At 62.7% G+C, this 26047-nt stretch carries 32 protein-coding genes; all 32 read left to right on the forward strand.

All coding sequences use genetic code 11. The features are described 5' to 3' along the window. The first annotated feature begins 84 nt into the window (after positions 1-84). The 32 genes from AB2B41_RS06005 to AB2B41_RS06160 all read left to right on the forward strand — a co-directional run bounded on the left by AB2B41_RS06005 (position 85) and on the right by AB2B41_RS06160 (position 25776). The gene (locus tag AB2B41_RS06005) at positions 85-1062 is read left to right on the forward strand and encodes an ABC transporter transmembrane domain-containing protein (protein WP_367876846.1); all 978 of its coding nucleotides are present in this window, start codon (positions 85-87) and stop codon (positions 1060-1062) included. 143 nt (positions 1063-1205) lie between these two features. Next, positions 1206-1571 (forward strand): NADH-quinone oxidoreductase subunit A, encoded by a 366-nt coding sequence (locus tag AB2B41_RS06010; protein WP_367876847.1) that lies wholly within the window; start codon positions 1206-1208, stop codon positions 1569-1571. Further along, positions 1562-2107, forward strand: coding sequence for a NuoB/complex I 20 kDa subunit family protein (locus AB2B41_RS06015; RefSeq protein WP_367876848.1), 546 nt, complete (start codon positions 1562-1564; stop codon positions 2105-2107). The genes AB2B41_RS06010 and AB2B41_RS06015 overlap by 10 nt, the downstream gene beginning before the upstream one ends. Next, positions 2104-2709 carry an NADH-quinone oxidoreductase subunit C gene (locus AB2B41_RS06020; RefSeq protein ID WP_367876849.1) on the forward strand — a complete coding sequence of 202 codons (606 nt, stop codon included), beginning with the start codon at positions 2104-2106 and terminating at the stop codon, positions 2707-2709. Before AB2B41_RS06015 ends, AB2B41_RS06020 begins: the two co-directional genes overlap by 4 nt. Next, positions 2709-2882, forward strand: coding sequence for a hypothetical protein (locus AB2B41_RS06025; protein ID WP_367876850.1), 174 nt, complete (start codon positions 2709-2711; stop codon positions 2880-2882). The genes AB2B41_RS06020 and AB2B41_RS06025 overlap by 1 nt, the downstream gene beginning before the upstream one ends. A 115-nt stretch (positions 2883-2997) precedes the next feature. After that, positions 2998-3387 (forward strand): nuclear transport factor 2 family protein, encoded by a 390-nt coding sequence (locus tag AB2B41_RS06030; RefSeq protein WP_367876851.1) that lies wholly within the window; start codon positions 2998-3000, stop codon positions 3385-3387. Positions 3388-3391: 4 nt separating this feature from the next. Next, positions 3392-4636: an NADH-quinone oxidoreductase subunit D gene (locus AB2B41_RS06035; protein ID WP_367876852.1), complete on the forward strand. Its 1245-nt coding sequence runs from the start codon at positions 3392-3394 to the stop codon at positions 4634-4636. Positions 4637-4710: 74 nt separating this feature from the next. Further along, complete coding sequence (locus AB2B41_RS06040) at positions 4711-5991, forward strand: NADH-quinone oxidoreductase subunit E (RefSeq protein ID WP_367876853.1); 1281 nt, start codon at positions 4711-4713, stop codon at positions 5989-5991. 31 nt (positions 5992-6022) lie between these two features. Continuing rightward, the gene (locus AB2B41_RS06045) at positions 6023-6883 is read left to right on the forward strand and encodes a hypothetical protein (RefSeq protein ID WP_367876854.1); all 861 of its coding nucleotides are present in this window, start codon (positions 6023-6025) and stop codon (positions 6881-6883) included. 18 nt (positions 6884-6901) lie between these two features. Continuing rightward, positions 6902-7129, forward strand: a complete 228-nt coding sequence (locus AB2B41_RS06050; RefSeq protein WP_367876855.1) for a DUF5337 domain-containing protein — start codon at positions 6902-6904, stop codon at positions 7127-7129. Between the two features lie 40 nt (positions 7130-7169). Next, positions 7170-8465 (forward strand): NADH-quinone oxidoreductase subunit NuoF, encoded by a 1296-nt coding sequence (gene nuoF / locus AB2B41_RS06055; protein ID WP_367876856.1) that lies wholly within the window; start codon positions 7170-7172, stop codon positions 8463-8465. A gap of 5 nt (positions 8466-8470) precedes the next feature. Further along, complete coding sequence (locus AB2B41_RS06060) at positions 8471-8674, forward strand: hypothetical protein (RefSeq protein ID WP_367876857.1); 204 nt, start codon at positions 8471-8473, stop codon at positions 8672-8674. Between the two features lie 3 nt (positions 8675-8677). Then, positions 8678-9091 (forward strand): MAPEG family protein, encoded by a 414-nt coding sequence (locus tag AB2B41_RS06065; RefSeq protein WP_367876858.1) that lies wholly within the window; start codon positions 8678-8680, stop codon positions 9089-9091. Beyond that, positions 9088-9579, forward strand: a complete 492-nt coding sequence (locus AB2B41_RS06070) for a DUF3291 domain-containing protein (protein WP_367876859.1) — start codon at positions 9088-9090, stop codon at positions 9577-9579. Before AB2B41_RS06065 ends, AB2B41_RS06070 begins: the two co-directional genes overlap by 4 nt. Positions 9580-9592: 13 nt before the next feature. Continuing rightward, positions 9593-10087, forward strand: a complete 495-nt coding sequence (locus AB2B41_RS06075) for a DUF3291 domain-containing protein (protein ID WP_367876860.1) — start codon at positions 9593-9595, stop codon at positions 10085-10087. Positions 10088-10151: 64 nt separating this feature from the next. Further along, entirely contained in the window at positions 10152-10862 is a 711-nt protein-coding gene (locus AB2B41_RS06080) for a class I SAM-dependent methyltransferase (protein WP_367876861.1), read from the forward strand. Next, on the forward strand, positions 10862-11194 hold the full coding sequence (locus AB2B41_RS06085; RefSeq protein ID WP_367876862.1) for a hypothetical protein: 333 nt from the start codon (positions 10862-10864) through the stop codon (positions 11192-11194). Before AB2B41_RS06080 ends, AB2B41_RS06085 begins: the two co-directional genes overlap by 1 nt. Before the next feature lie 116 nt (positions 11195-11310). Then, on the forward strand, positions 11311-11712 hold the full coding sequence (locus tag AB2B41_RS06090) for a DUF5333 domain-containing protein (protein WP_367876863.1): 402 nt from the start codon (positions 11311-11313) through the stop codon (positions 11710-11712). A 4-nt stretch (positions 11713-11716) separates the two neighbouring features. Continuing rightward, positions 11717-13732, forward strand: a complete 2016-nt coding sequence (gene nuoG / locus AB2B41_RS06095) for an NADH-quinone oxidoreductase subunit NuoG (RefSeq protein WP_367876864.1) — start codon at positions 11717-11719, stop codon at positions 13730-13732. Positions 13733-13737: 5 nt separating this feature from the next. After that, complete coding sequence (locus AB2B41_RS06100; protein WP_367876865.1) at positions 13738-14112, forward strand: hypothetical protein; 375 nt, start codon at positions 13738-13740, stop codon at positions 14110-14112. 9 nt (positions 14113-14121) lie between these two features. Then, the gene (gene nuoH, locus AB2B41_RS06105; RefSeq protein WP_367876866.1) at positions 14122-15159 is read left to right on the forward strand and encodes an NADH-quinone oxidoreductase subunit NuoH; all 1038 of its coding nucleotides are present in this window, start codon (positions 14122-14124) and stop codon (positions 15157-15159) included. A gap of 2 nt (positions 15160-15161) precedes the next feature. Beyond that, on the forward strand, positions 15162-15575 hold the full coding sequence (locus AB2B41_RS06110) for a hypothetical protein (RefSeq protein ID WP_367876867.1): 414 nt from the start codon (positions 15162-15164) through the stop codon (positions 15573-15575). Beyond that, positions 15572-16066, forward strand: a complete 495-nt coding sequence (gene nuoI, locus AB2B41_RS06115) for an NADH-quinone oxidoreductase subunit NuoI (protein WP_367876868.1) — start codon at positions 15572-15574, stop codon at positions 16064-16066. The genes AB2B41_RS06110 and nuoI overlap by 4 nt, the downstream gene beginning before the upstream one ends. Beyond that, positions 16063-16473 (forward strand): carboxymuconolactone decarboxylase family protein, encoded by a 411-nt coding sequence (locus tag AB2B41_RS06120; RefSeq protein WP_367876869.1) that lies wholly within the window; start codon positions 16063-16065, stop codon positions 16471-16473. The genes nuoI and AB2B41_RS06120 overlap by 4 nt, the downstream gene beginning before the upstream one ends. Next, complete coding sequence (locus tag AB2B41_RS06125; RefSeq protein WP_367876870.1) at positions 16470-17072, forward strand: NADH-quinone oxidoreductase subunit J; 603 nt, start codon at positions 16470-16472, stop codon at positions 17070-17072. The genes AB2B41_RS06120 and AB2B41_RS06125 overlap by 4 nt, the downstream gene beginning before the upstream one ends. Before the next feature lie 73 nt (positions 17073-17145). Continuing rightward, entirely contained in the window at positions 17146-17451 is a 306-nt protein-coding gene (gene nuoK / locus AB2B41_RS06130; RefSeq protein WP_025062630.1) for an NADH-quinone oxidoreductase subunit NuoK, read from the forward strand. A 4-nt stretch (positions 17452-17455) separates the two neighbouring features. Then, on the forward strand, positions 17456-19546 hold the full coding sequence (gene nuoL / locus AB2B41_RS06135) for an NADH-quinone oxidoreductase subunit L (RefSeq protein ID WP_367876871.1): 2091 nt from the start codon (positions 17456-17458) through the stop codon (positions 19544-19546). Further along, positions 19546-21108 carry an NADH-quinone oxidoreductase subunit M gene (locus AB2B41_RS06140; RefSeq protein ID WP_367876887.1) on the forward strand — a complete coding sequence of 521 codons (1563 nt, stop codon included), beginning with the start codon at positions 19546-19548 and terminating at the stop codon, positions 21106-21108. Before nuoL ends, AB2B41_RS06140 begins: the two co-directional genes overlap by 1 nt. Before the next feature lie 10 nt (positions 21109-21118). Beyond that, entirely contained in the window at positions 21119-22561 is a 1443-nt protein-coding gene (gene nuoN, locus AB2B41_RS06145) for an NADH-quinone oxidoreductase subunit NuoN (RefSeq protein ID WP_367876872.1), read from the forward strand. Beyond that, on the forward strand, positions 22551-23318 hold the full coding sequence (locus AB2B41_RS06150; RefSeq protein WP_367876873.1) for a biotin--[acetyl-CoA-carboxylase] ligase: 768 nt from the start codon (positions 22551-22553) through the stop codon (positions 23316-23318). The genes nuoN and AB2B41_RS06150 overlap by 11 nt, the downstream gene beginning before the upstream one ends. Positions 23319-23330: 12 nt before the next feature. Beyond that, positions 23331-24107 (forward strand): type III pantothenate kinase, encoded by a 777-nt coding sequence (locus AB2B41_RS06155; RefSeq protein WP_367876874.1) that lies wholly within the window; start codon positions 23331-23333, stop codon positions 24105-24107. A 1-nt stretch (position 24108) separates the two neighbouring features. Then, a complete protein-coding gene (locus AB2B41_RS06160; protein ID WP_367876875.1) occupies positions 24109-25776 on the forward strand; it encodes a ribonuclease J in 1668 nt (555 codons plus the stop codon). Positions 25777-26047 lie beyond the last annotated feature (271 nt).

Genomic DNA, 26047 nt, shown 5'->3' on the forward strand with positions numbered 1-26047 from the left:
CCCACTCCGGATCATTGCGCTCTTGCAGCGGTTCCCTGAATTGGGACAACTTGGTGGACCCGAGGCAACCAAAGGCACCGTCCCTTGAAACCTTTTTCCTGGCTCTTCTCGCCCAAGACCGTCCGCCGCACCGGTGACGACAGCGCCGCGGGGTCGATCTGGACCTACGTCTGGCGCATGACCGGCTGGCACCAGGTGACGGCCTGCGTCATCGCGGTCGTCGTGGCCGCCTTGAACCTTGCGCCCATCGAACTCCAGCGCCGGATCGTGAACGAGGTTGTCGAGACCCAGGACGTTCCCTTGCTGATCCGCTTTGGCATTGCCTATCTCGCCGTCATCGTGCTTCATCAGGCGGTGAAATTCGGCCTGCGCATGTACCAGGCCTGGCTGACCGAGAGCACCAACATCTACACGCGCCGCCACCTGCTGAGCCTTTACGGCGGGCAGATCGAGAACGAACAGACAGTCGATGGCGAGGGCCGGGTCGTCTCCATCGTGGGCTCGGAGGTGGAGAAACTGGGCGGCTTCGTGGGCGAGGCGCTGTCACAGGCCTGTGCCAATATCGCGCTGCTTCTGGGCGTGCTGGTCTACATGTTCGTGGTCGAACCGGGCATCGCGCTTTTCGCGCTGGCCTTCATGGTGCCGCAACTGGTGCTGACGCCCTTCATGCAGAAAAAGCTCAACGAACTGGTCGAGGAACGGGTGGCCTATGTCCGCAGCCTTGGCGATTGCGTGGCCGAGATCGAGGCCTCCTTCGACGAGGACGGGTCGCGCATCCTGAGCCGCATCTACCGCAACCGGATCACCTTCAACCTGCTGAAATTCACGCTGAAAGCCGCGCTCAACCTCACCAACGCCCTCGGCCCCCTGTCCGTGCTGCTTTTCGGTGGCTACCTCGTGATGCAGGGAGAGACGCAGGTGGGGGTGATCGTCGCCTTCATCTCGGGCTTCGAGCGGATCAGCGGGCCGGTGCGGGACCTTGTCAGCTTCTACCGGGTGACCGAACAGGCGCGGGTGCAGCACGACATGGTCGCCAAATGGATGGGCAGGGTGATCGATTAGCGCTGCGCAACCCTGCCGCATGTGCGGATTTGACCGCCCCCTCCCGTTGACCCTTGTCGCCCATGGGTTTAGACCGAACTCCGATGACATGATGTCCCGGCCGGCGCGCCAATACGCGTGGGCCAAGCTAAAAGGAGCCTCCCTTGGACGACATGCTGCGGGAATACCTTCCCATCCTTGTTTTTCTGGCCGTCGCGGTGGGTCTCGGCCTTGTCCTGATCCTTGCCGCCGTGGTCGTCGCCGTACGCAACCCGGACCCTGAAAAGGTTTCGGCCTATGAATGCGGCTTCAACGCCTTCGACGACGCGCGGATGAAGTTCGACGTGCGCTTCTACCTCGTCTCGATCCTCTTCATCATCTTCGATCTGGAGATTGCCTTCCTCTTCCCTTGGGCCGTGGCCTTCAAGGACATATCTATGGTGGGCTTCTGGTCGATGATGGTGTTCCTCGCGGTCCTGACCATCGGCTTTGCCTATGAATGGAAGAAAGGGGCGCTGGAATGGCAGTAACGGACGCAGGTTTCGCGGGTGGCGCAACCGCCGGGCCCGACAAGGAAGCGGGCGCGCGGGCGATCAACGACGCGTTGCAGGACAAGGGGTTTCTCGTTACCTCCACGGCGGATGTGATCAACTGGGCGCGCACCGGCTCGCTGCACTGGATGACCTTCGGTCTTGCCTGCTGCGCGGTCGAGATGATGCATACCTCCATGCCGCGCTACGACCTCGAACGCTTCGGCACCGCACCGCGCGCCTCCCCGCGCCAGTCGGACCTGATGATCGTGGCGGGGACGCTCACGAACAAGATGGCCCCCGCGCTGCGCAAGGTCTACGACCAGATGCCCGAGCCGCGCTATGTGATCTCCATGGGCTCCTGCGCCAATGGCGGCGGGTACTACCACTACAGCTATTCCGTTGTGCGCGGCTGCGACCGGATCGTCCCGGTGGACATCTACGTGCCCGGCTGCCCGCCGACGGCGGAAGCGCTGCTCTACGGTATCTTGCAGCTTCAGAAAAAGATGCGCCGGACGGGGACGATCATACGATGAGCGACGCACTGCAAGAACTCGGCGCCTATATCGAGGCCAAACGCCCCGACTGTGTTCTGTCCTGGGAAGTCGCCCATGGCGAGCTGAACATGGACGTGACGCTCACCAACATCGCGGGGCTGGTGGAATTCCTCAAGGGCGACGCGACCTGCCGGTTCTCGACGCTGGTCGATATCACGGCGGTCGATTACCCCGGTCGGGCCAAGCGGTTCGACGTGGTCTATCACCTGCTGTCGATGTACCAGAACCACCGCATCCGCCTGCGTGTCGCCGTGCGCGAAAAGGACATGGTGCCGTCCCTGACCGACGTGCACCCCTCCGCGAACTGGTTCGAGCGCGAGGTGTTCGACATGTTCGGCATCCTCTTCTCGGGCCACCCGGACCTGCGGCGCATCCTCACGGACTACGGCTTTCGCGGCTACCCGCTGCGCAAAGATTTCCCAACCACGGGCTACACCGAGGTCCGCTATGACGAGGCGCAAAAGCGCGTGGTCTACGAACCTGTGAAGCTGGTGCAGGAGTACCGCCAGTTCGACTTCATGTCGCCTTGGGAAGGGGGCGAATACATCCTTCCGGGGGACGACAAGGCGGAGGCGAAATAATGGGCGGCGTCTGGTGGCTCATCCTTTCGGCGCTGACCGCCATCCCGATGGTCAAGCTGCTGCCGCACTTCGGCATCAACAAGTACTGGGCTATCGCCTGCCTGATCCCCTTCGGCACGATCGCGCTGCTGTGGTGGATGGGGCTCAAGCTGCAAGAGTTGGAGAAGCTATGATTGCCTATCTGGAAGAACTGTTTGCAGAGCTGTTCGGCGCGCGTGATGAACTGCCCGTGCGTGTCCGGGCCGAGGAAGAAAACGCACGTGACCGCCTGATGAAAGGGCGCAAGTGATGGACGGCGCCGTCTCGATCCGCGACCAGATACACGCGGCAGCGGTCGCCTATTGCGAGGGTATCCACACATCCGACGTCGAGATGTTCCGCGGCATGCTGCACGAGAACTTCCTGATGACCGCCATTGCCGGGTCGGGCAAACCGGTGTTCTGGGACAAGGCGGGCTATCTGGAGCGGGTAGGCGGACGCGATCCGCTGGCGGGTGCCCCGGATTACGACATCATCAGCATCGACGTGGCGGGCGACGTCATGGCGCATGTGAAACTGCAGGTGCGCGTGCCGCCGCGGCTGTTCGAAGATTATCTCGGCTTCTTTCGCGTCGACGGCGAATGGAAGCTGATCACGAAACTGTTCCGCACGGCCGAGGGCCCGGAACTGGAAGGGTAGACCAATGATGGACGGCGACATTCGCGTCAACACCTACGACGACGGCTCGACCGATTTCGAGACGGGCGAGCAGCGCATCCGCAACTTCAACATCAACTTCGGCCCGCAACACCCTGCGGCGCACGGTGTTTTGCGTCTGGTGCTTGAGCTGGACGGTGAAATCGTGGAGCGCTGCGATCCCCATATCGGTCTCTTGCACCGTGGCACCGAAAAGCTGATGGAAAGCCGCACGTACCTGCAGAACCTGCCGTATTTCGACCGGCTCGACTATGTGGCACCGATGAACCAGGAACACGCCTGGTGTCTGGCCATCGAAAAGCTGACCGGCACCGAGGTGCCGCGCCGCGCGCAGCTCATTCGCGTGCTCTACTGCGAAATCGGGCGCGTGCTGAACCACTTGCTGAACGTCACCACCCAGGCGCTTGACGTCGGTGCGCTCACCCCGCCACTCTGGGGCTTTGAAGAGCGTGAAAAGCTGATGATCTTCTACGAACGGGCCTGCGGCGCACGTCTTCACGCGGCCTATTTCCGCCCCGGCGGTGTGCATCAGGACCTGCCCGACGACCTGCTCGACGATATCGAGACATGGGCCAACGAGTTCCCGCAGGTCCTTGACGATATCGAAGGTCTGCTGACCGAGAACCGCATCTTCAAACAGCGCAACGTCGATATCGGCGTGGTGACCGAGGAAGACATCCTCAACTACGGCTTCTCGGGCGTCATGGTGCGCGGCTCCGGCCTCGCCTGGGACCTGCGCCGCGCGCAGCCCTACGAATGCTACGACGAATTCGACTTCAAGGTGCCGGTGGGCAAGAACGGCGACTGCTATGACCGCTATCTCTGCCGCATGGAGGAAATGCGCCAGTCGACCCACATCATCCATCAGGCCATCGCCAAGCTGCGCGCGCCCGAAGGCAAGGGCGACGTGCTGGCGCGCGGCAAGATCACCCCGCCGACCCGCCGCGACATGAAGCAGTCGATGGAAAGCCTGATCCACCACTTCAAGCTTTACACCGAAGGCTTCCACGTGCCGGAGGGTGAGGTCTATTGTGCGGTCGAGGCCCCCAAGGGCGAATTCGGCGTCTACCTCGTGGCCGATGGCACCAACAAACCCTACCGCGCCAAGCTGCGCGCCCCCGGCTTCCTGCACCTGCAGGCGATGGACCATATCTCCAAGGGCCACCAACTGGCCGATGTGGCGGCGATCATCGGGACGATGGATGTGGTGTTCGGAGAGATCGATCGCTGACAGGCGGTCCTCTGCAACACCTAATACGGAACACGGGGCCCTGAGCCCGAGACTAAAGACGAAGGACGGAAGACATGCTCCGCCGACTGCACCACGAACAACCCGACAGCTTCGCCTTCACGCCCGAGAACCAGAAATGGGCCGAGGCGCAGATCACCAAGTATCCCGAGGGCCGTCAGGCCAGCGCGATCATCCCGCTCTTGTGGCGCGCGCAGGAGCAGGAGGGCTGGCTGACCCGCCCGGCGATCGAGCACGTCTCGGAAATGCTCGGCATGGCCTATATCCGGGGGCTGGAGGTCGCGACCTTCTACTTCATGTTCCGGCTGCAACCGGTTGGGTCCGTTGCACATATCCAGATTTGCGGCACCACCTCCTGCATGATCTGCGGGGCCGAGGATCTGGTCGCGGTCTGCAAGGAAAAAATCGCCGACCGCCCCCATGAATTGTCCGCTGACGGCAAATTCTCCTGGGAAGAGGTCGAATGCCTCGGTGCCTGCGCCAACGCGCCCATGGCCCAGATCGGCAAGGATTATTACGAGGACCTGACGGCGGACAAGCTGCGCGCGCTGCTCGATGAGCTGGCCGCCGGCAAGGTGCCGGTCCCCGGCCCGCAAAACGGGCGCTACGCGTCCGAACCGCTCAGCGGGCTCACAAGCCTCAAGGAACAGGAAAGCGGGCGCACCAAGTACAACGCCAGCGCGCAGCTGGCCGTGGATATCGGCGACACCGTCAAGCGCATCGACGGCACCGAGGTGCCGCTTCTGACCCCGTGGCTAGGTAAAGGTGCCAACACCGATGCCGCTCCGGCCAAGGGCAAATCGGTCAAGCGTGATCCGATGATGTCGCCCGAAGGCCCCGACGGCAGCCAGGGCGGACGCACCAAGGGCGAAAAGCCAGCCCCGCGCAATCGCGGCGCAAGCTCTGACGGCCGCAGCGAGGCACCGGGCGAGGCGCCGGCGGCAGAGGCCAAGGCCAAGCCGAAACCGGGCAGCGCGGCTCCGGCCAAGAAAGACAAATCCGTCAAAGCGGAAAGCGGCACGCCCGCCGAAGAGGTGGGCCGCAAGCCCGAAATGCTGTCTGCGCCCAAGGACAGCGGCGCGGATGATCTCAAGCTCATCAAGGGTGTAGGCCCTAAGCTCGAAAACATGCTAAACGGTATGGGCATTTTCCATTTCGACCAGATTGCCAAATGGGGCGATGAGGAGGTCGCATGGGCGGACGCGAACCTCAAAGGCTTCAAGGGCCGCGTCAGCCGGGACGACTGGGTGGAACAGGCTAAGAAGCTGGCGGTCGGGGAAGAGACCGCCTTTTCCGCGAAGGCCCGCAAAGACGGGCGCTATGACGGCGGTTCCTAAAGGGTCGCCTGCACCAAGAGGGATTTGATTTATGTCAGAGAAGCAAAGCAGCTTTGAATGCACCGCCATCTGCTGGGCCATCGGAGCCTTCGTCGGCGTGGTTTCCATTGTCATGCTGTACATGCTGGCCGGGTTCGACGGAAACCAGGCATTCTTTACCGGCGCGGTGATCGGGCTTCTGCTGGGTCTTGGCCTCAGCCTTTTCATATGCCGCCCGCAGCGCGCCGCAGCCGATCTCGCCTCGGACGACAAGCCCGCGCAGCGCTACAAGCGTGAGGCGGAAGAGCGCATGACCGCGCGCCGTGCCGCCGCTGGCACGCCGACCGTCGGTGATCAGGCCGCCACGGCAGGCAAGGCCCCGTCATCCGCCGACACAGCACCCGCGGCCGCCTCAGCCATACCCGCCGCTGCCATGTCCCAGCCCGCACCCGCCGCGGAAAGCCCGGTCAAGCCGTCCAAGCCGCTCGCCGGTCAGGCCGAACTGGCCTCGCGCAAGGGCGACTGGAAGTACGAGGGCGGCGACAAGGGTGCCGAGGTCAAAAAGGAAAAAGCGATCCCCGCAGGCGAAACAGCCGCCCCGGCCGTGACGCCCAAACCATCGAGCGCGGATGTCGAGGAAAGAAAGCCTGCCACCCTCTACACCTCGCCCCCCGCAGAAGGTGCGGACGACCTCAAGCTGATCAGCGGCGTTGGTCCGAAGCTTGAGCAGACGCTGAACGAACTGGGCATCTACCGCTTCGAGCAGGTCGCGGCGTGGGGTCCGTCCGACATCGCATGGGTGGACAGCCGCCTGCGCTTCAAGGGCCGCATCGAACGCGACGACTGGATGAGCCAGGCCAAGACACTTGCGGCGGGCGGCGAGACCGAGTTCTTGGCGCGCAAGAAGAAATAGGGCACAGCGGTTCCGCAGATGAGCGATCAGCGCGACAAGGCATTGGCGAAAAAGGGCCAGACCGTCGGTCTGGTCATCGCTTTGACCATGGTTCTTTGGCTGATCGCCAACCTCGCGGGGCCGCAGCTTGGCCTGCCGGGCCGCTATGCCCTGCTGTTTGATTTCGCAGCGCTTGCTGCGCTGTTTTGGGCCATGGTGGTGATCTTCCAGATGTGGCAGGCCAGACAGGCCGACAAGAGAGACTGAACGGCCCGACGACTGGCCGATAGAGAAGAGTAGAGAGCACATGCTTGCAGATCAGGACCGGATATTCACCAACATCTACGGGATGCACGACCGCACGCTGAAAGGCGCGCAGGCGCGCGGCCACTGGGATGGCACGGCAGCCATCATCCAGAAGGGCCGTGACTGGATCATCGACCAGATGAAGGCCTCCGGCCTGCGGGGCCGGGGCGGCGCGGGTTTCCCGACGGGCCTCAAGTGGTCCTTCATGCCCAAGGAAAGCGATGGACGCCCCGCGTATCTCGTGGTGAACGCGGACGAATCCGAGCCCGGCACCTGCAAGGACCGCGAGATCATGCGCCACGATCCGCACACGCTGATCGAGGGCTGCCTGATCGCGTCCTTCGCGATGAACGCCCATGCCTGCTACATCTATATCCGTGGCGAATACATCCGCGAACGCGAGGCGCTTCAGGCCGCCATCGACGAGGCCTATGAGGCCGGTCTTTTGGGCAAGAACGCGGCCAAGTCCGGCTGGGATTTCGACCTCTACCTGCACCACGGTGCGGGGGCCTATATCTGCGGCGAGGAAACGGCGCTGCTTGAGAGCCTCGAAGGCAAGAAGGGCATGCCGCGCATGAAGCCGCCGTTCCCGGCAGGCGCGGGCCTTTATGGTTGCCCGACCACGGTGAACAACGTGGAATCGATCGCCGTGGTGCCTACCATCCTGCGCCGTGGCCCCGAGTGGTTCGCAGGCTTCGGCCGTGCTAACAACGCGGGCACCAAGCTGTTCGCCGTCTCCGGCCACGTCAACAACCCCTGCGTGGTCGAAGAGGCCATGTCGATCACCTTCGAAGAACTGATCGAAACCCACTGCGGCGGCATCCGGGGCGGCTGGGATAACCTCAAGGCGGTGATCCCCGGCGGCTCTTCCGTGCCCTGCATCCCGGGCAAGGACATGCGCGAGGCGATCATGGATTTCGACTATCTGCGCGAACAGCGCTCCGGCCTCGGCACGGCGGCGGTGATCGTGATGGACAACTCGACCGACATCATCAAGGCGATCTGGCGGCTATCGAAGTTCTACAAGCACGAATCCTGCGGCCAGTGCACGCCCTGCCGAGAAGGCACCGGCTGGATGATGCGCGTGATGGACCGTCTCGTGACGGGCGATGCGGAGGTCGAGGAGATCGACATGCTTCTCGACGTGACCAAGCAGGTGGAAGGGCACACGATCTGCGCCCTCGGTGATGCGGCGGCCTGGCCCATCCAGGGCCTGATCCGGCATTTCCGGGACGAGATCGAGGACCGGATCAAGCACAAGCGCACGGGCCGCGTTTCAGCGGTGGCGGCGGAGTAGGTCAAATGGCTGAAGAAAACGCAAATCTCGTCCTGGAATATCTGAGGCGGTCCGACACGCGCCTGCAGAACATGCAGGACGACCTCCACGACATCAAAGGACGAATGACCAGTGTCGAAGAGCAGTTGGTGCGTGTCAATCGCAGGCTCGACCGGATGGAGGAGCGTGTCGAAAAGATCGAGAAGCGACTCGATCTTGTGGAGGGTTGAGTAGTGGAAGCCTTCGCCGAATACAGTCATGCCATTACCGCTCTCGCCCTCTGGGGCCTGATGATGGTGGCGCTCTCGATGATTTCCACGCGCGGCCGCACGCCTGAGAACCGCTGCGACTGCGGCAAGCCCAAGCGCAACTATGCCGATCCTGCGTACCGCCGCGAACGGGCCTTCATGAACGCGGTTGAAACCTCGCCCGCCTTCATGGCCACGACCATGGCCGCGATCCTCGCCGGGGCCTCGCCCGTCTCCGTCAACTGGCTGGCCACGCTTTTCCTTCTCTCCCGCATCGCCATGGCCTTCGTCCATATCCGGACCGAGAACCAGCCGATGCGTTCGGCCATGTTCGGGATTGGCTGGCTCTGTATCATCCTCATGGCACTGCTGGCGCTCTACACCGTGTTTCTGGGGTGACACAGCCCGAGGGACACCACCTCGCCGAATTCAACCTCGGCATCCTGAAATACGACTGGGACGATCCGCGTGTGCAGGATTTCGTGGATGGTCTCGACCTCGTCAACAATGCGGCCATGCGTAGCCCGGGTTTCGTCTGGATGATGGACGGCGAAACGATGGAGCGGGAACAGAACGATCCCCACGGCCCTCTGGGTGGCGATCCCCGCACCGCAAGCACGCTCAGCGTCTGGAAAGATGTGGCAAGCCTCGAACACTTCGTCTGGAACACGGTTCACAAGCGCTTCTACGACCGCAAGCACGAATGGTACGACATGGGTGCCGTCCTGCGGCTTGTGATGTGGTGGGTGCCCATCGGTCACAGACCGGATATGGTCGAGGCAATGGAACGGTTCCGGCGCCTCGACGCCCACGGCCCAAGCGATCAGGCCTTTGGCTGGGACCACGTGAAAGACGCGCAGCTTTGGAAGGCCAAGGCCTGCGGTTGAGGAGGAACAACCGATGAAAGACATGCACTTGGCAGAGCTGAACGTCGGGCGGCTCCTCGCCCCCACGGACGATCCCCGCGTGGCGGAGTTCATGGCCAATCTCGACCGCGTCAACGGGTTGGGCAAACGTATGCCGGGCTTTGTCTGGATGATGGAAGGCTCGGGCGAGCCCGGCACGGGCAACACCGAAACTGCCATCGGCGGGGATCCGCAGTATGTTTCGAACCTCACGGTCTGGGAAAGCGTCGAGACGCTCGAAACCTTTGTCTGGGGTACGATCCACAAGCAGTTCTACGAGCGGCGCGCTGAATGGTTCGAGGTTCTGGGAAAGATGCATTTCGTCATGTGGTGGGTCCCGAAAGGCCACCAGCCCACCCTGGACGAGGCGCTTGCCCGGCTCGATCATCTGCGCGCCCACGGCGACAGCGATCACGCCTTCGGCTGGGCCTATCTGGCTGAAGCCAAGATGCACCAGAGCCACGGTTGTCGTCAGACAAAGCTTGCCTGACGTCGGATTTTGGCAAATATGGGAGCCAACAAGGGGAAAACCCCAAGCCAGAGCAGGAGCAGCCATGAGAAAATTCAGATTTTCCGAGGACGGAGATGTCGCCGAGGACATCCGTGACCGTTACGGATACGACGGCGAGCTTCTTGACATCTACGCGGGGAACGAGGGGGTGGGCGTGCACAAATGGCACCACTACCTGCCGATCTACGACCGCTATTTCGAACGCTACAGGGGCACTTCGGTCAAGTTCCTCGAGATCGGGGTGAACAACGGCGGTTCGCTGCAGATGTGGCGGCGCTACCTCGGCGAGAAGGCCACCCTCTGCGGGATCGACATCAACCCCAAGTGCGCGGAATTCGACGGCCAATCCGGCATGGTGCGCATCGGATCGCAGGACGATCCCGCGTTCCTCGCCGACGTGGTCAAGGAGATGGGCGGCGTCGACGTGGTGCTCGACGACGGCAGCCACCGGATGCACCATATCGAGAAATCGCTTCGGGTGCTGTTTCCCATGCTCTCAGATGGTGGCACCTACATGATCGAGGATTTGCACACCTCCTATTACGAGCGTTACGGCGGCGGGTTACGTGCGCCCGGAAACTTCTTTAATACGGTGCGCAACATGATCGACGACATGCACAGCTGGTACCACGGCAAGCGCAGGCTGGCGCTGCCGGAATTGGCCCGTGAATTCAACGGGCTGCATATTCACGACTCCATCGTGGTGATCGACAAGGCCAGAGTGCAACGCCCGACACATTCAAGGGTTCAGTGATGAAAACCTCTCTGCTCGTATGCGCCGCGGTCCTTGTACTTCTTGCAGGCTGCACCGACAGCAAGAATCGGATCGCCTTTGACGGGCAGTATTTCCGCGCCAAGGCCTCGAAGGTCGACAACACGCGCCATGCCTTCACCGTGCGGGTGCGCGACGTGTCCCGCTCGCTCGACGGGGCCATCGCGGCGGGGCGTCACGAAGGGATTTCCTATTGCGTGAACAACTTCGGAAGCTCCGATATCGAGTGGACCGTCGGCCCCGATACCCCGCCCGAGCAATTGCAGATCACCGATAATACACTGGTGTTCCAGGGGGTTTGCCCTCACCGCTGAAATCGGCCATAAGAGCGCGGCAAAGGGGGCAGACACCCCCGATATTGCATAACCTAGGGACAGCAACCCATGTGAGGGTCGGGCGCATCTGCCCGGACCACATGAGGATGAGCAACATGAGATGTCTGTTTGCAGCCCTGCTGGGCGCATGCGTTCTGGCCAGCACCGCCGAGGCCAAGCCCCCCCTGCGGGAGGTCAGCGCCATCGACGACGCGCTCTTCGATCTGGGCGTCGCCGACCGCATCCGCAAGCAGTGCCCCTCCATCGACGCCCGCATGCTGCGCGCCCTGCGCTACATCAGCGATCTGGAGCGTCAGGCCAAGGCCATGGGCTACACCGATGAGGAGATTTCCGCCTACATCGACAGCGATGCCGAAAAGGACCGCATGAAGGCTCGTGGTGCGGCATTTTTCGCACAAAGAGGGGTCGATACTTCCGACCCGCAAAGCTATTGTGCGCTCGGACTGGAAGAGATTCAAAAATCGAGCCGGATCGGTTCGTTACTGAGAGCAAAGTGAGCATATGAGCGACCTCCGCAAGATCGTCATCGACGGCAAGGAAATCGAAACCGACGGGGCGATGACCCTCATTCAGGCCTGCGAACAGGCGGGCATCGAAATTCCGCGCTTCTGCTACCATGAACGGCTTTCGATTGCGGGCAACTGCCGGATGTGCCTGGTCGAGGTCGTGGGCGGCCCGCCCAAGCCCGCCGCCTCCTGCGCGATGCAGGTGCGCGACCTGCGCCCCGGTCCAGAAGGCCAGCCGCCGGTGGTCAAGACCAACTCGCCCATGGTCAAGAAGGCCCGCGAGGGGGTGATGGAATTCCTGCTCATCAACCACCCGCTCGACTGCCCGATCTGTGATCAGGGCGGCGAATGCGATCTCCAGGATCAGGCCATGGCCTACGGCGTAGACTTCTCCCGCTACCGCGAGCCCAAGCGCGCCGCCGAGGACCTCGATCTCGGCCCGCTCGTCGAAACCCACATGACCCGCTGCATCTCCTGCACCCGCTGCGTGCGCTTCACGACCGAAGTCGCGGGCATCACCAAGATGGGTCAGACCGGCCGCGGCGAGGATTCCGAGATCACCTCGTATCTGGGTGAGACGCTGGATTCGAACCTGCAGGGCAACATCATCGACCTTTGCCCCGTGGGCGCGCTGGTTTCCAAACCCTATGCCTTTACCGCCCGTCCGTGGGAACTGACCAAGACCGAGTCGATCGACGTGATGGACGCCCTCGGCTCCAACATCCGCGTCGATACCAAGGGACGCGAAGTCATGCGCTTCCTGCCGCGCAACCACGACGGCGTGAACGAGGAATGGATTTCGGACAAGACGCGTTTCGTCTGGGACGGCCTGCGCCGCCAGCGTCTGGATACCCCCTACATCCGTGAAAACGGCAAGCTGCGCCGCGCCGACTGGCCCGAGGCGCTGGCCGCTGCCGCCGCCGCGATGAAGGGCAAGAAGGTCGCGGGCCTTGTCGGCGATCTCGCCCCGACCGAGGCCGCCTATGCCCTGAAAGCCCTGATCGAAGGGCAGGGCGGCGTTGTCGAATGCCGCACCGACGGGGCGAAACTGCCCGCAGGCAACCGTTCGGGATACGTCGGCACCGCGCGCGTCGAAGACCTCGACACCGCGCAGGCAATCATGCTGATTGGCGCCAACCCGGCCATTGAGGCCCCGGTGCTCAACGCCCGCATCCGCAAGGCCTGGCTGCGCGGCGGCGGCGTGGGCGTGATCGGCCCCAAGGTCGATCTGACCTACGACTACAACCACATCGGCGAAGACCCCGCCATCATGTCCGAACTGATGAAGCGCGACCATTCCGAAGTGGCCGACAAGCCTTCGGTCATCATCGTGGGGCAGGGCGCTCTGGCCCGCGAGGATGGCGAGGCGGTACTGGCCGAGGCGATGGCGCTTGCCGAAAGCACCAAGTCGAAGTTCATGGTCCTGCACACCGCCGCTGGCCGCGTGGGTGCCATGGACGTGGGCGCCACCTGCGCGGGCGGTATCCCCGAGGTGCTGAAGGCCGACGTGATCTACAACCTCGGCGCCGACGAGGGCGACATCCCCGCCGGCCCCTTCGTGATCTACCAGGGCAGCCACGGCGACCGGGGCGCTCACCGCGCCGACATCATCCTGCCCGCCGCCGCCTACACCGAGGAACCGGGCCTCTTCGTCAATACCGAAGGCCGCCCGCAGATCGCGCAGCGCGCCAGCTTTGCCCCCGGTCAGGCCAAGGAAAACTGGGCCATCCTGCGCGCGCTGTCCGCCGAGATGGACGCGACGCTGCCCTTCGATTCCATCGCGGCCCTGCGCCAGCAGATGGTCAAGGACGTGCCCCACCTGCGCGAGGTTGACACCGTGCCCGAGAACGACTGGCAACCGCTGCCGCGCGGCACGGTGAAAAGCGACCCGTTCCAGCCCGCGATCCGCGATTTCTACCTGTCGAACCCGATTGCACGGGCAAGTCAGCTGATGGCAGAGCTGTCCGCCAACGCGGCGGCGCGGGCGTCGAAGCCCATGGCGGCGGAGTGAGAAGGATGATTGTCCTTGCCACATCGGCACTGGCGGCATGCGAACCCGCCGTGCCAGTGGCATCGGATTTCATCCCTGAATACAAGGGCGTAGAGACGGCATTGCTGGAAGGGGACCTTGTGCAGTTCAACGTGGCCATGACCAACGCGCTCAGCACGCAGGACGTCGAAGACTACGCCGAATGCGCGGCTGCGCAATATACGCTCATCCGGGGGTACGGATTCGCAAGACATGTGCGCACAAATGTGGCGCAAGAGGGTGGCATTTGGCGCGGCGATGCTGTTTACACGATCTCGCCGAGCTTGCCACGCGGCATAAAAACAATCGACGCCGAAGTCGTCGCAGCAAACTGCGCCGAACGCGGCATACCGACGGTGTGATGAGGGACAATGGCTGAATTCTTTACCCAGACGGGCCTCGGCATGGGGCTGGTGATCGTGGGGCAGATCCTGCTTCTGGTGGTGCCGCTGCTTCTGGCCCTTGCGTTTCTCATGTACGCCGACCGCAAGATCTGGGCCGCCGTGATGATCCGGCGCGGTCCGAACGTGGTCGGTGTCTTCGGCCTGCTGCAGTCCTTCGCGGATTTCCTGAAATACATCGTCAAGGAAGTCGTCGTGCCCGCCGGGGCCGACCGCGCTGTGTTCTTCCTCGCCCCCATGATCTCTTTCGTCATGGCCATGATCGCCTGGGCCGTGATCCCGTTCAACGAAGGCTGGGTGCTGGCCGACATCAACGTCGCGATCCTCTATGTCTTCGCGATCTCCTCGCTCGAGGTCTACGGGATCATCATGGGCGGCTGGGCGTCGAACTCCAAGTATCCCTTCCTCGGCTCGCTGCGCTCTGCCGCGCAGATGATCTCCTATGAGGTCTCCATCGGCCTCATCATCATCGGGGTGATCATTTCCGCAGGCACCATGAACCTGACGGGCATCGTCAACAGCCAGGACGGCGCGGGCATCCTCAGCTGGTACTTCCTGCCGCATTTCCCGATGCTGATCCTGTTCTTCGTCTCGGCACTCGCCGAAACCAACCGCCCGCCCTTCGACCTGCCTGAAGCGGAATCGGAACTGGTCGCGGGCTACCAGGTGGAATATTCCTCCACCCCCTTCCTGCTCTTCATGATCGGCGAACTGGTCGCCGTCGTGCTGATGTGCGCGCTTGTATCGCTCCTGTTCCTCGGCGGCTGGCTGTCGCCCGTCGAATTCCTGCCGGACGGCTTCTTCTGGATGTTCATCAAGATGCTGTTCTGCTTTTTCATCTTCTCGATGGTGAAGGCGATCACCCCGCGTTATCGCTACGACCAGCTGATGCGCCTGGGCTGGAAGGTCTTCCTTCCGTTCTCGCTGTTCTGGGTGGTCTTCGTGGCCTTCGCCGCCAAGTTCGAATGGTTCTGGGGCGTCTACGCCCGTTGGACCGTGGGAGGATGATCATGAAGCGTTTCTTCCGGACCGGGCTTCTAGCGGCTGCTGTTTCGCTCAGCGGCACCCTTGGTGCGTCCGCGATGTCCTGCCCCGAGGCCGAAACTGCCTTCTTCGAACAGTACCAGTCCCAGCCTTTTGCAAAGAAAAGAGACGCGTTCATGGCTGACCCGATGCGTTGGGACACTGCCGCCAGCTATTACATGAGCGGCGCGTCCCTTTTGATGATGGCAGAGCAAGCCGGGCAGAAGGTCTCGGCCAAAAGTATAGATGAGTTCCTTGCCAACACCGTCATCGTGGATTGCTGGCGGCCTGAAGATGCAAGCGACGATCCGCGGCTTGCTGCCATGGTCGCGCACTTCGACAAGCAGTTTCCTTCTGGTCGGCGGGAAATGCTCAAGGAAAAGGCAAGGAGTCTTAAATGAGCCAGATCGACTATTCCCGCGCCGCCGGATATTTCCTGCTGACCGACTACCTCAAGGGCTTCATGCTGGGCATGCGGTACTTCTTCAAGCCCAAGGTCACGCTGAACTATCCCCACGAAAAAGGCCCGCTTTCCCCCCGTTTCCGTGGCGAACATGCGCTCCGCCGCTATCCCAACGGCGAGGAACGCTGCATCGCCTGCAAGCTTTGCGAGGCGATCTGCCCCGCGCAGGCCATCACCATCGACGCGGAACCGCGCGAGGACGGCTCCCGCCGCACCACGCGCTACGACATCGACATGACCAAGTGCATCTACTGCGGCTTCTGCCAGGAGGCCTGCCCGGTCGATGCCATTGTCGAGGGGCCGAACTTCGAATTCTCGACCGAGACCCGCGAGGAGCTTTACTACGACAAGGCCAAGCTTCTCGAGAACGGCGAACGCTGGGAAGCCGAGATTGCCCGCAACCTCGAAATGGATGCGCCCTACCGATGACCGACACCAACCCCTTCGAGAACCCCTTCGAGGCGCTCTTCAAACAGGCGCAGGAACTGACCAAGGCCTTCCCGACGGTCGATGCCTTTTCGCCCAAGGTGTTCGAGGCGATGATGGGCACGATGCCCAAGGACATGATGGAAATGATGTTCGGCAACACGGTCAACAAGGGCGGGCTCGATGCGCGCACGCGGCTGTTGCTGACGCTGGCCGGGCTGACTATGCAGGGCGCGCAGAACGACATCGCCATGCGCCAGACCGTGCGCCACGCGCTCGAGGCGGGGGCGACCGAACAGCACATCAAGGAGACCATCGCGCAGATGTCGGTCTTTGCGGGCCTTCCCGCCATGACCCGCGCGCTCGACCTCGCCGGTCAGGTCTTTGACGAGAACGAGGACGACGCATGACTGTCTTTGCCTTCTACCTCTTCGCCATCAGCGTCATTGCCGGGGGGCTCTTCACCGTGGTCAGCCGCAATCCGGTGCATTCGGTGCTCTGGCTGATCCTCGCGTTTCTCTCCTCCGCAGGTCTCTTCGTGCTCCTGGGGGCCGAATTCGTGGCGATGCTGCTGATCATCGTCTACGTGGGCGCGGTCGCAGTGCTGTTCCTCTTCGTGGTGATGATGCTCGACGTCGATTTCGCCGAGCTGAAGGCGGAGATGGCCAAGTACATGCCGCTTGCGCTGCTCATCGGCCTCGTGATCCTGATGCAATTCGTGATGGCCTTCGGGGCCTGGGAAAGCAACGCGGCGGCAGAAGGTCTGCGCGCGCAGGTCACGGACCCGACCCGGTTCAATACCGAGGCACTGGGTCTGATCCTTTACGACCAGTACTTCCTCCTGTTCCAGCTGGCGGGGCTGATCCTGTTGGTGGCCATGATCGGGGCCATCGTGCTGACGCTACGCCACCGGGTCGACATCAAGCGGCAGGACGTGATCGCCCAGATGATGCGCGATCCTGCCAAGGCGATGGAACTGAAAGACGTGAAACCGGGGCAGGGCCTCTGACCCCGATTTCTTCGAAGAAATCGGTCCGAAGCCTTCGAAGGCTTCGGGGACAAGACGGAAAGACAGTGAGACGATGATCGGACTTGAACATTACCTGACGGTGGCGGCGACGCTCTTCGTCATCGGCATCTTCGGGCTCTTCCTGAACCGAAAGAACGTGATCATCCTGCTGATGAGCATCGAACTGATGCTTCTGGCGGTGAACATCAACCTCGTCGCCTTCTCAAGCTTCCTCGGTGACATGGTCGGACAGGTCTTTACCCTCTTCGTTCTCACCGTCGCCGCCGCCGAGGCCGCCATCGGCCTTGCGATCCTCGTCTGCTTCTTCCGCAACCGTGGCACGATCGCGGTCGAAGACGTCAACGTGATGAAGGGCTAATCAGATGGAAACCACCATCCTCTTTGCCCCGCTGGTGGGCGCGATCATCGCAGGCTTCGGCTGGAAGATCATCGGAGAGACCGCCGCGCAGTGGATTGCAACGGGCCTGCTGTTCCTTGCCGCTATCCTGTCGTGGGTCGTCTTCCTCAGCTTCGAGGGCCCAACCGAGCACATCCAGATCCTGCGCTTCATCGAGAGCGGTACGCTTTCCACCGACTGGTCTATCCGCCTCGACCGGCTGACCGCGATCATGCTGATCGTGGTGACGACCGTCTCGGCGCTCGTCCATCTCTACAGCTTCGGCTACATGGCCCATGACGACAACTTCGGCGAGGGCGAGCATTACCGCGCGCGCTTCTTCGCCTACCTGTCGTTCTTCACCTTCGCGATGCTGATGCTGGTGACCTCCGACAACCTCGTGCAGATGTTCTTCGGCTGGGAGGGCGTCGGCGTCGCCTCCTACCTGCTGATCGGTTTCTACTACAAGAAACCCAGCGCCAACGCCGCCGCGATCAAGGCATTCGTTGTCAACCGTGTGGGCGACTTCGGCTTTGCGCTCGGCATCTTCGCGCTCTTCTACATGACCGACTCGATCCGCTTCGACGACGTCTTCGCCGCCGTGCCTCAGCTTGCCGAGCAGTCGATCACCTTCCTCTGGACAGACTGGAACGCCGCGAACCTGATCGCCGTGCTGCTGTTCATCGGCGCCATGGGTAAATCCGCGCAGCTGATCCTGCACACCTGGCTGCCCGACGCTATGGAAGGCCCGACCCCGGTCTCCGCCCTGATCCACGCCGCGACGATGGTGACGGCGGGCGTCTTCCTCGTCTGCCGTATGTCGCCGCTGATGGAATTCGCGCCGCAGGCCACGACCTTCGTCACCGTGCTGGGGGCCACCACCGCCTTCTTCGCCGCGACCGTGGGCCTTGTTCAGAACGACATCAAGCGCGTGATCGCCTATTCCACCTGTTCGCAGCTGGGTTACATGTTCGTGGCCGCCGGCGTCGGCATGTATTCGGCTGCCATGTTCCACCTCTTCACCCACGCGTTCTTCAAGGCGATGCTCTTCCTCGGCGCAGGCTCGGTCATCCACGCGATGCACCACGAGCAGGACATGCGCAACTACGGCGGCCTGCGGAAAAAGATCCCCTATACCTTCTGGGCCATGATGATCGGCACGCTGGCGATCACCGGTGTCGGCATCCCGCTGACCTACTACGGCTTCGCCGGGTTCCTCTCCAAGGACGCGATCATCGAATCCGCCTGGGCCGGTGGCTCCATGTACGGCTTCTGGCTCCTGGTAATCGCCGCCTGCTTTACCAGCTTCTACAGCTGGCGCCTGATGTTCCTGACCTTCTACGGCGAGCCGCGCGGCAACAAGCACACGCACGAGCACGCCCATGAAAGCCCCGCGACCATGCTGGTGCCTCTCGGCGTTCTGGCCGTGGGTGCGGTCCTGGCGGGCATGATCTGGTACAAGCCCTTCTTCGGCGATGCCAAGTATGTCGCCGCCTTCTACGACATCCCGCTCGCCTCCGAGGCGCATGGCAGTACTGACCATTCCAGCGGTGCCGAGGAAGCGAAGGCCGAAGACGGACATGGCTCGGACGAGGGCCACCACGACGCCTTCGGCGGCGCACCGGGTGAGGGCGCGCTTTACTTCGCGCCGGACAACCATGTGCTGGCCGACGCGCACGACGCGCCCAAGTGGGTCAAGGTCTCGCCCTTCATCGCGATGGTCATCGGCCTTGTCATGGCGCTGTGGTTCTACATCTGGAACCCCAGCCTGCCAGGACGCCTGGCCGCCAACCAGCAGCCGCTCTACCAGTTCCTGCTGAACAAGTGGTACTTTGACGAGCTCTACGACTACGTCTTCGTGCGCCCCGCCAAGGCCATCGGCCGCTTCTTCTGGAAACGTGGCGACGGGTCGGTGATCGACGGCACGCTCAACGGCATCGCCATGGGCATCATCCCGTTCTTCACCCGCCTCGCAGGCCGCGCGCAGTCCGGCTACATCTTCACCTATGCCTTTGCCATGGTGATCGGCATCGCGGTGCTGATCACATGGATGACGATGACCGGAGGGTCGAACTGATGGACACGCATCTTCTTTCCATCATCACGTTCCTGCCGAGCTTCGCGGCGGCAATCCTCGCGATTTTCCTGCGCGGCGACGATGAGGCGGCACAGCGCAACGCCAAGTGGCTGGCGATGATCACCACCACGGCGACCTTCGTGATCTCGCTTTTTGTGCTGTTCGAATTCGACCCGAACGACACCGGCTTCCAGTTCCTGACCGAGGGCGAATGGCTGCTGGGTCTCAGCTACCGCATGGGCGTGGACGGTATTTCGATCCTCTTCGTGATGCTGACGACTTTCATGATGCCGCTGGTGATCCTTGCCAGCTGGAACGTCACCACGCGGGTCAAGGAATACATGATCGCCTTCCTCGTGCTCGAAACGCTCATGCTCGGCGTCTTCATGGCGCTGGACCTGGTGCTTTTCTACGTCTTCTTCGAAGCGGGCCTCATCCCGATGTTTCTGATCATCGGCATCTGGGGCGGGGCGAACCGCATCTACGCCAGCTTCAAGTTCTTCCTCTACACCTTCCTCGGCTCCGTGCTGATGCTGGTCGCCATGGTGGCGATGTACGCCGACGCGGGCACCACCTGCATCGGCGGCTGCGACATCAGCCTGCTGAACCACACCTTCGGCTCCGAGACGTTCTCGCTCATGGGGTTCCAGATCGTCGGCGGTCTGCAGACGCTGCTGTTCCTCGCCTTCTTCGCCAGCTTCGCCGTGAAAATGCCGATGTGGCCGGTGCACACCTGGCTGCCCGACGCGCACGTTCAGGCCCCGACGGCAGGTTCCGTCGTGCTGGCCGCGATCCTCTTGAAAATGGGCGGCTACGGTTTCCTGCGCTTCTCCATCCCCATGTTCCCGGTCGGCAGCGACGTGCTGGCGCCGCTGGTCCTGTGGATGAGCGCCATCGCCATCGTCTACACCTCGCTGGTCGCACTGGTGCAGGAGGATATGAAGAAGCTGATCGCCTATTCCTCGGTCGCGCATATGGGCTTTGTCACCATGGGCATCTTCGCCGCGAACCAGCAGGGGATCGACGGCGCGATCTTCCAGATGATCAGCCACGGCTTCATCTCCGGCGCGCTCTTCCTCTGCGTGGGCGTGATCTATGACCGGATGCACACGCGGGAGATCGACGCCTACGGCGGGCTCGTGAACCGGATGCCGGTCTACGCGCTGATCTTCATGCTCTTCACGATGGCGAACGTAGGCCTGCCCGGCACCTCAGGTTTCGTCGGTGAATTCCTGACGCTCATGGCCACCTTCCAGGTGAACACCTGGGTGGCCGCCGTGGCGACGACAGGCGTGATCTTCTCCGCCGCCTACGCGCTCTGGCTCTACCGCCGGGTGGTGATGGGCGAGCTGATCAAGGAAAGCCTCAAGGCGATCACCGACATGACCCCGCGCGAGCGCTGGACCTTTGCGCCGCTGGTGGTGATGACCATCCTCTTGGGCGTCTACCCGGCGCTGGTGCTCGACATGATCGGGCCCTCGGTGGCCGCACTGGTCGAGAATTATGCAAGCGCGGTGGAGGCGGCCCAGTCGCTGATCCAGACCGCCGAAGCTGCGAACTAAGGAACCTGCGATGATTTCCGCTGATCTGAACGTCATTCTGCCCGAGATCGTCCTTGCGGTCTTTGCCATGCTTGGCCTGATGGCCGCGGTCTATACCACCAAGGACAAGATCGGCGGGATGCTGGTCTGGGCCACGGGCATCCTCTTTGTCCTGCTGGCGCTCTGGATCATGATGACGGGCGAGGGCACGCAGGTGGCCTTCAACGGCATGTTCATCGAGGACAGTTTCGCCCGTTTCGCCAAAGTCACGATCCTGCTGTCTGCGGCCGCGGTGCTGATCATGTCCGAAGGCTACATGAAGTCACGCGGCCTGCTGCGCTTTGAATACCCCATGCTGGTCGCGCTCGCCGCTGTCGGCATGATGATGATGGTCAGCGCAGGCGACCTCATGGCCCTCTACATGGGGCTGGAGCTGCAGTCCCTGGCACTCTACGTCGTCGCCTCCCTGCGCCGCGACAGCGTCAAATCGACCGAGGCAGGGCTCAAGTACTTCGTCCTCGGGGCGCTCTCCTCGGGCCTGCTGCTCTACGGCGCATCGCTGGTCTACGGGTACGCCGGCACGACGCTCTTCTCCGGCATCATCACGACCGCGCAATCGGGCGAAACATCGCTGGGTCTCCTCTTCGGCATCGTCTTCCTGATCTCCGGCATGGCCTTCAAGGTCTCTGCCGTGCCTTTCCACATGTGGACGCCTGACGTCTACGAAGGCTCGCCCACGCCGGTCACCGCCTTCTTTGCCACCGCCCCCAAGGTTGCGGCCATGGCGCTTTTCGCCCGCGTGCTGCATGACGCTTTCGGTCAAGCCGTGGGCGACTGGCGTCAGATCATCGCACTGCTGTCAGTGCTGTCGATGTTCCTCGGGGCCATTGCGGCCATCGGCCAGACCAACATCAAGCGCCTCATGGCCTTCTCCTCCATCGCCCACATGGGCTACGCGCTCATGGGCCTTGCGGCAGGCACAGCCTTTGGCGTGCAGGCGATGCTGGTGTACATGGCGATCTACGTGACCATGAACGTCGGCACCTTTGCCTTCATCCTGATGATGCAGAAGGATGGCGCGCCGGTCGCGGACATCGGTTCGCTCAACATGTACGCGCGTCAGAACCCGGGCCGGGCGCTCGCCATGCTGGTGCTGCTCTTCAGCCTCGCGGGCGTGCCGCCGATGCTGGGCTTCTTTGGCAAGTTCTACGTCCTGCGCGCGGCCTACGAGGCAGGGCTTGCATGGCTGGCCATCGCCGGTGTGATCGCCTCCGTGATCGGGGCCTATTACTACCTGCGCATCGTCTTCTACATGTACTTCGGCGAGGAACGCTCCGAACAACTGGACCGTTCCGGGGGTGGCGTGCTGCCCATCTTCCTGACCGCCTCGGCGCTGATCATGGTGCTGGGCATCGTGAACATGTTCGGCGTGGAAGCAGCGGCAGAGGCCGCGGCGGGTGCGCTTGTCAACTGATCCCGGCACTTCCGGCGGCTGGCCCGATGGCGTCGGCCGCGTGATCCTCGACGAGATCGACAGCACCAACGCCGAGGCCGCACGCCGCGCACCGACCCTTGGCGGTCCGACATGGATATTCACCCACCGTCAGACGCAAGGCCGGGGCCGACGTGGCCGGGCCTGGACCGATCCGGCGGGCAATTTCGCAGCCACACTGGTTTTCAAACCCAATGAGCCCCTGCGCGCGGTTGCGCTCAACAGCTTCGTCGCCGCCATCTCCCTGCGCGAGGCGCTCAATGCCCTTGCCCCGAGCGACGGCTACAGCCTGAAATGGCCCAACGACGTGCTGCTGAACGGGGCCAAGATCGCGGGCATCCTGCTGGAAAGCGCGGGCAACGCGGGACAGGTCGACTGGCTCGCCATCGGCATCGGTGTCAACTTGCGTGCGGCCCCCGAGGCTCAGGCCGTTGAGCCGGGGGCCCTGCGCGCCTCCAGTGTCGAGGCCGAGCTTGGCGTGCGGATCGACCCGCTGCAGCTGCTCGATCTGCTTGCGATCAACATGGATGCGAACCGCCGCCTGATGCAGACCGCCGGTTTCGACGCGATTAGGCGGATATGGCTGTCCCACGCCGCGCGGCGGGGCGAGGTGATCACCGCCCGCACCATGCGGGACGAGATCAGGGGCACCTTTGAGGACGTGGACGCCGAGGGGAACCTGATCCTCAGGACCGCCGGTGGCGAGGTCGCCGTGACGGCGGCGGATGTGTTTTTCTAGGGGGTACACGACATGCTTTTGTGCATCGACTGCGGCAATACCAACACCGTGTTTTCCATCTGGGACGGCGAGAAGTTCCTCTGCACCTTCCGCACCTCGACCCATCACGCCCGCACCTCGGATGCGTATTTCACCTGGTTCTCGACCCTGCTCAATCACCACAGGATCGAACCCGACATCACCGATGTGATCATCTCCTCGACCGTCCCGCGCGTGGTCTTCAACCTGCGTGTGTTCAGCGACCAATACTACGGCGTACGTCCTTACGTGGTGGGCAAGCCCGACTGCCTGCTGCCTCAACAGCCTCGGGTGGACCAGGGCACGACCGTCGGCCCCGACCGGATCGTGAACGCCGCCGGCGCCTTCGACCGACATGGCGGCAACCTGATCGTGGTGGACTTCGGCACTGCGACCACCTTCGACGTGGCGGGCCGCGATGGCGCCTACGTGGGCGGCGTCATCGCCCCCGGCGTCAACCTCAGCCTCGAAGCGCTGCACATGGCCGCCGCCGCCCTGCCGCACGTGGACATCACCAAGCCGCAGCGCGTGGTGGGCACCAATACGGTCGCCTGCATGCAATCCGGCATCTTCTGGGGCTACATCGGTCTCATCAAGGAGATCTGCGCCCGCATCAAGGAAGAGCGCGATCAGGACATGAAAATCATTGCCACCGGGGGGCTTGCCCCGTTGTTTGCCCAGACCGAAGACCTATTTGACGTCATTGAACCCGATCTGACGATGCACGGCCTGACCGTGATCCATAAGTACAACAAGGAAAACGACAACTGATATGAGCAGTGAAAGATTGATCTACCTGCCCCTAGGCGGGGCGGGTGAAATTGGCATGAACGCCTATGTCTACGGCTATGGCAAACCCGGCAAGGAGCGGCTGATCGTCGTGGACCTCGGCGTTGCCTTCCCTGACATGGACACCAGCCCCGGCGTGGACCTGATCTTTGCCGACATCTCCTGGCTCAAGGAAAACCGCGACCGCATCGAGGCGGTCTTTATCACCCACGCGCACGAAGACCACGTTGGGGCCGTCGCCCATACCTACGAGGCGTTGAAAGCGCCCATCTACGCCCGCAGCTTCACCGCCAATATTGCGCGGCGCAAGATGGAGGAATACGGCTATCCCGAGGAAACGGTGCAGATCCTGGGCCCCTTGCCGCACCAGCAGGGGGCGGGGCCCTTCATGGTGGGTTTCTTGCCCATTTCGCACTCAATCCCCGAAAGCTCTTCTCTGGTCATCGACACGCCCGCCGGCCGGGTGATCCACTCGGGCGATTTCAAGATCGACCTGACGCCGGGCGTCGGCGAACCCTTCGACGCGGCGCTCTGGACCGAGGTCTGCAAGGACGGTGTGAAAGCGCTGATCTGCGACAGCACCAACGTCTTTTCTCCTGATCCCGGTCGGTCCGAAGCCTCCCTCGGCCCCGCCATCGAAGAACTGGTCAGCAATGCCGAAGGCATGGTCGTCGCCACGACCTTTGCCTCCAACGTCGCGCGGGTGAAAACCCTGGCCGACGCGGGCAAGAAGGCGGGCCGCTCCATCGTGCTGATGGGCCGCGCCATGCGCCGGATGATCGAGGCGGCGATCGAAACCGGCGTGCTCCGGGACTTCCCCAAGGTGATCAGCCCCGAGGACGCCCGCGCCGTCCCGCGCGAGAACCTCATGCTGCTCGTGACCGGCTCACAGGGAGAGCGGCGCGCGGCCTCGGCCCAGCTGGCGCGCGGCAAATACCAAGGGATGGAGATGAAGGAGGGCGACCTGTTCCTCTTCTCCTCCAAGACGATCCCCGGCAATGAGCGGGACGTCATCCGCATCATCAACCAGTTCTCCGAGATCGGGGTCGACGTGGTCGATGACAGCAGCGGTAAGTACCACGTCTCGGGCCACGCCAACCGTCCGGACCTCGAAACCCTGCATGACGTGGTCAAGCCCCAGGTCGTGATTCCCATGCACGGCGAACACCGCCACCTGCGCGAACACGTGAAATTGGCCGATACACGTGGCTATCAGGGCGTGCTGGCCGTGAATGGCATGATGATCGACCTTTCGGGAAACAAGCCGAAGGTGGCTGAATACATCGAGACCGGGCGCACCTATATCGACGGATCGGTGCAGATCGGTGCGCTCGACGGTGTGGTGCGCGACCGCATCCGCATGGCGCTGAACGGGCATGTGACGGTGACGGTGATCCTTGATGAGGATGACGAGCCGCTTGGCGACCCCTGGGTCGACCTCATTGGCCTGCCCGAGACGGGCCGCAACAACGCGCCTCTTGCCGAGGTGCTGGAAGAGGACCTCAGCCAGTTCATGGGGCGGGCCAAGGCCGCCACCTTGCGGGACGGCGACAAGCTGAACGAGGAGCTGCGGCGTCTGACGCGGCAATCGGCCCTGAACGAGATCGGCAAGAAGCCCGAGGTCACGGTGGTCGTCAGCCGGTTGAGCTGAGGGGCGGGGGTTCTTCGCTCCGCTCATCGCCGGTGGGGCGAAATGCTCAGGTTCGGTGTGGGGTGGCTGGTGTCGCAGGCGCTGCTGGCTCACCAAAACCAAATGGTTTCGGAGCCTCCCTTGCATGATCCCTGCCTGACAGAAGCCAGCCCGCTTCCCAAGAAAAATAGTCGTATCCCCTAGAGCGGTTCCAGCTTTCGTTGAATCAAAGGGGATTCCCATGAGGTGTGTTTTCTGATTCATCCTGTTCAGGAGGATCAGTTCATGCCCA

Source organism: Sulfitobacter sediminis (assembly GCF_040811725.1).
Classification (GTDB): domain Bacteria; phylum Pseudomonadota; class Alphaproteobacteria; order Rhodobacterales; family Rhodobacteraceae; genus Sulfitobacter; species Sulfitobacter sediminis.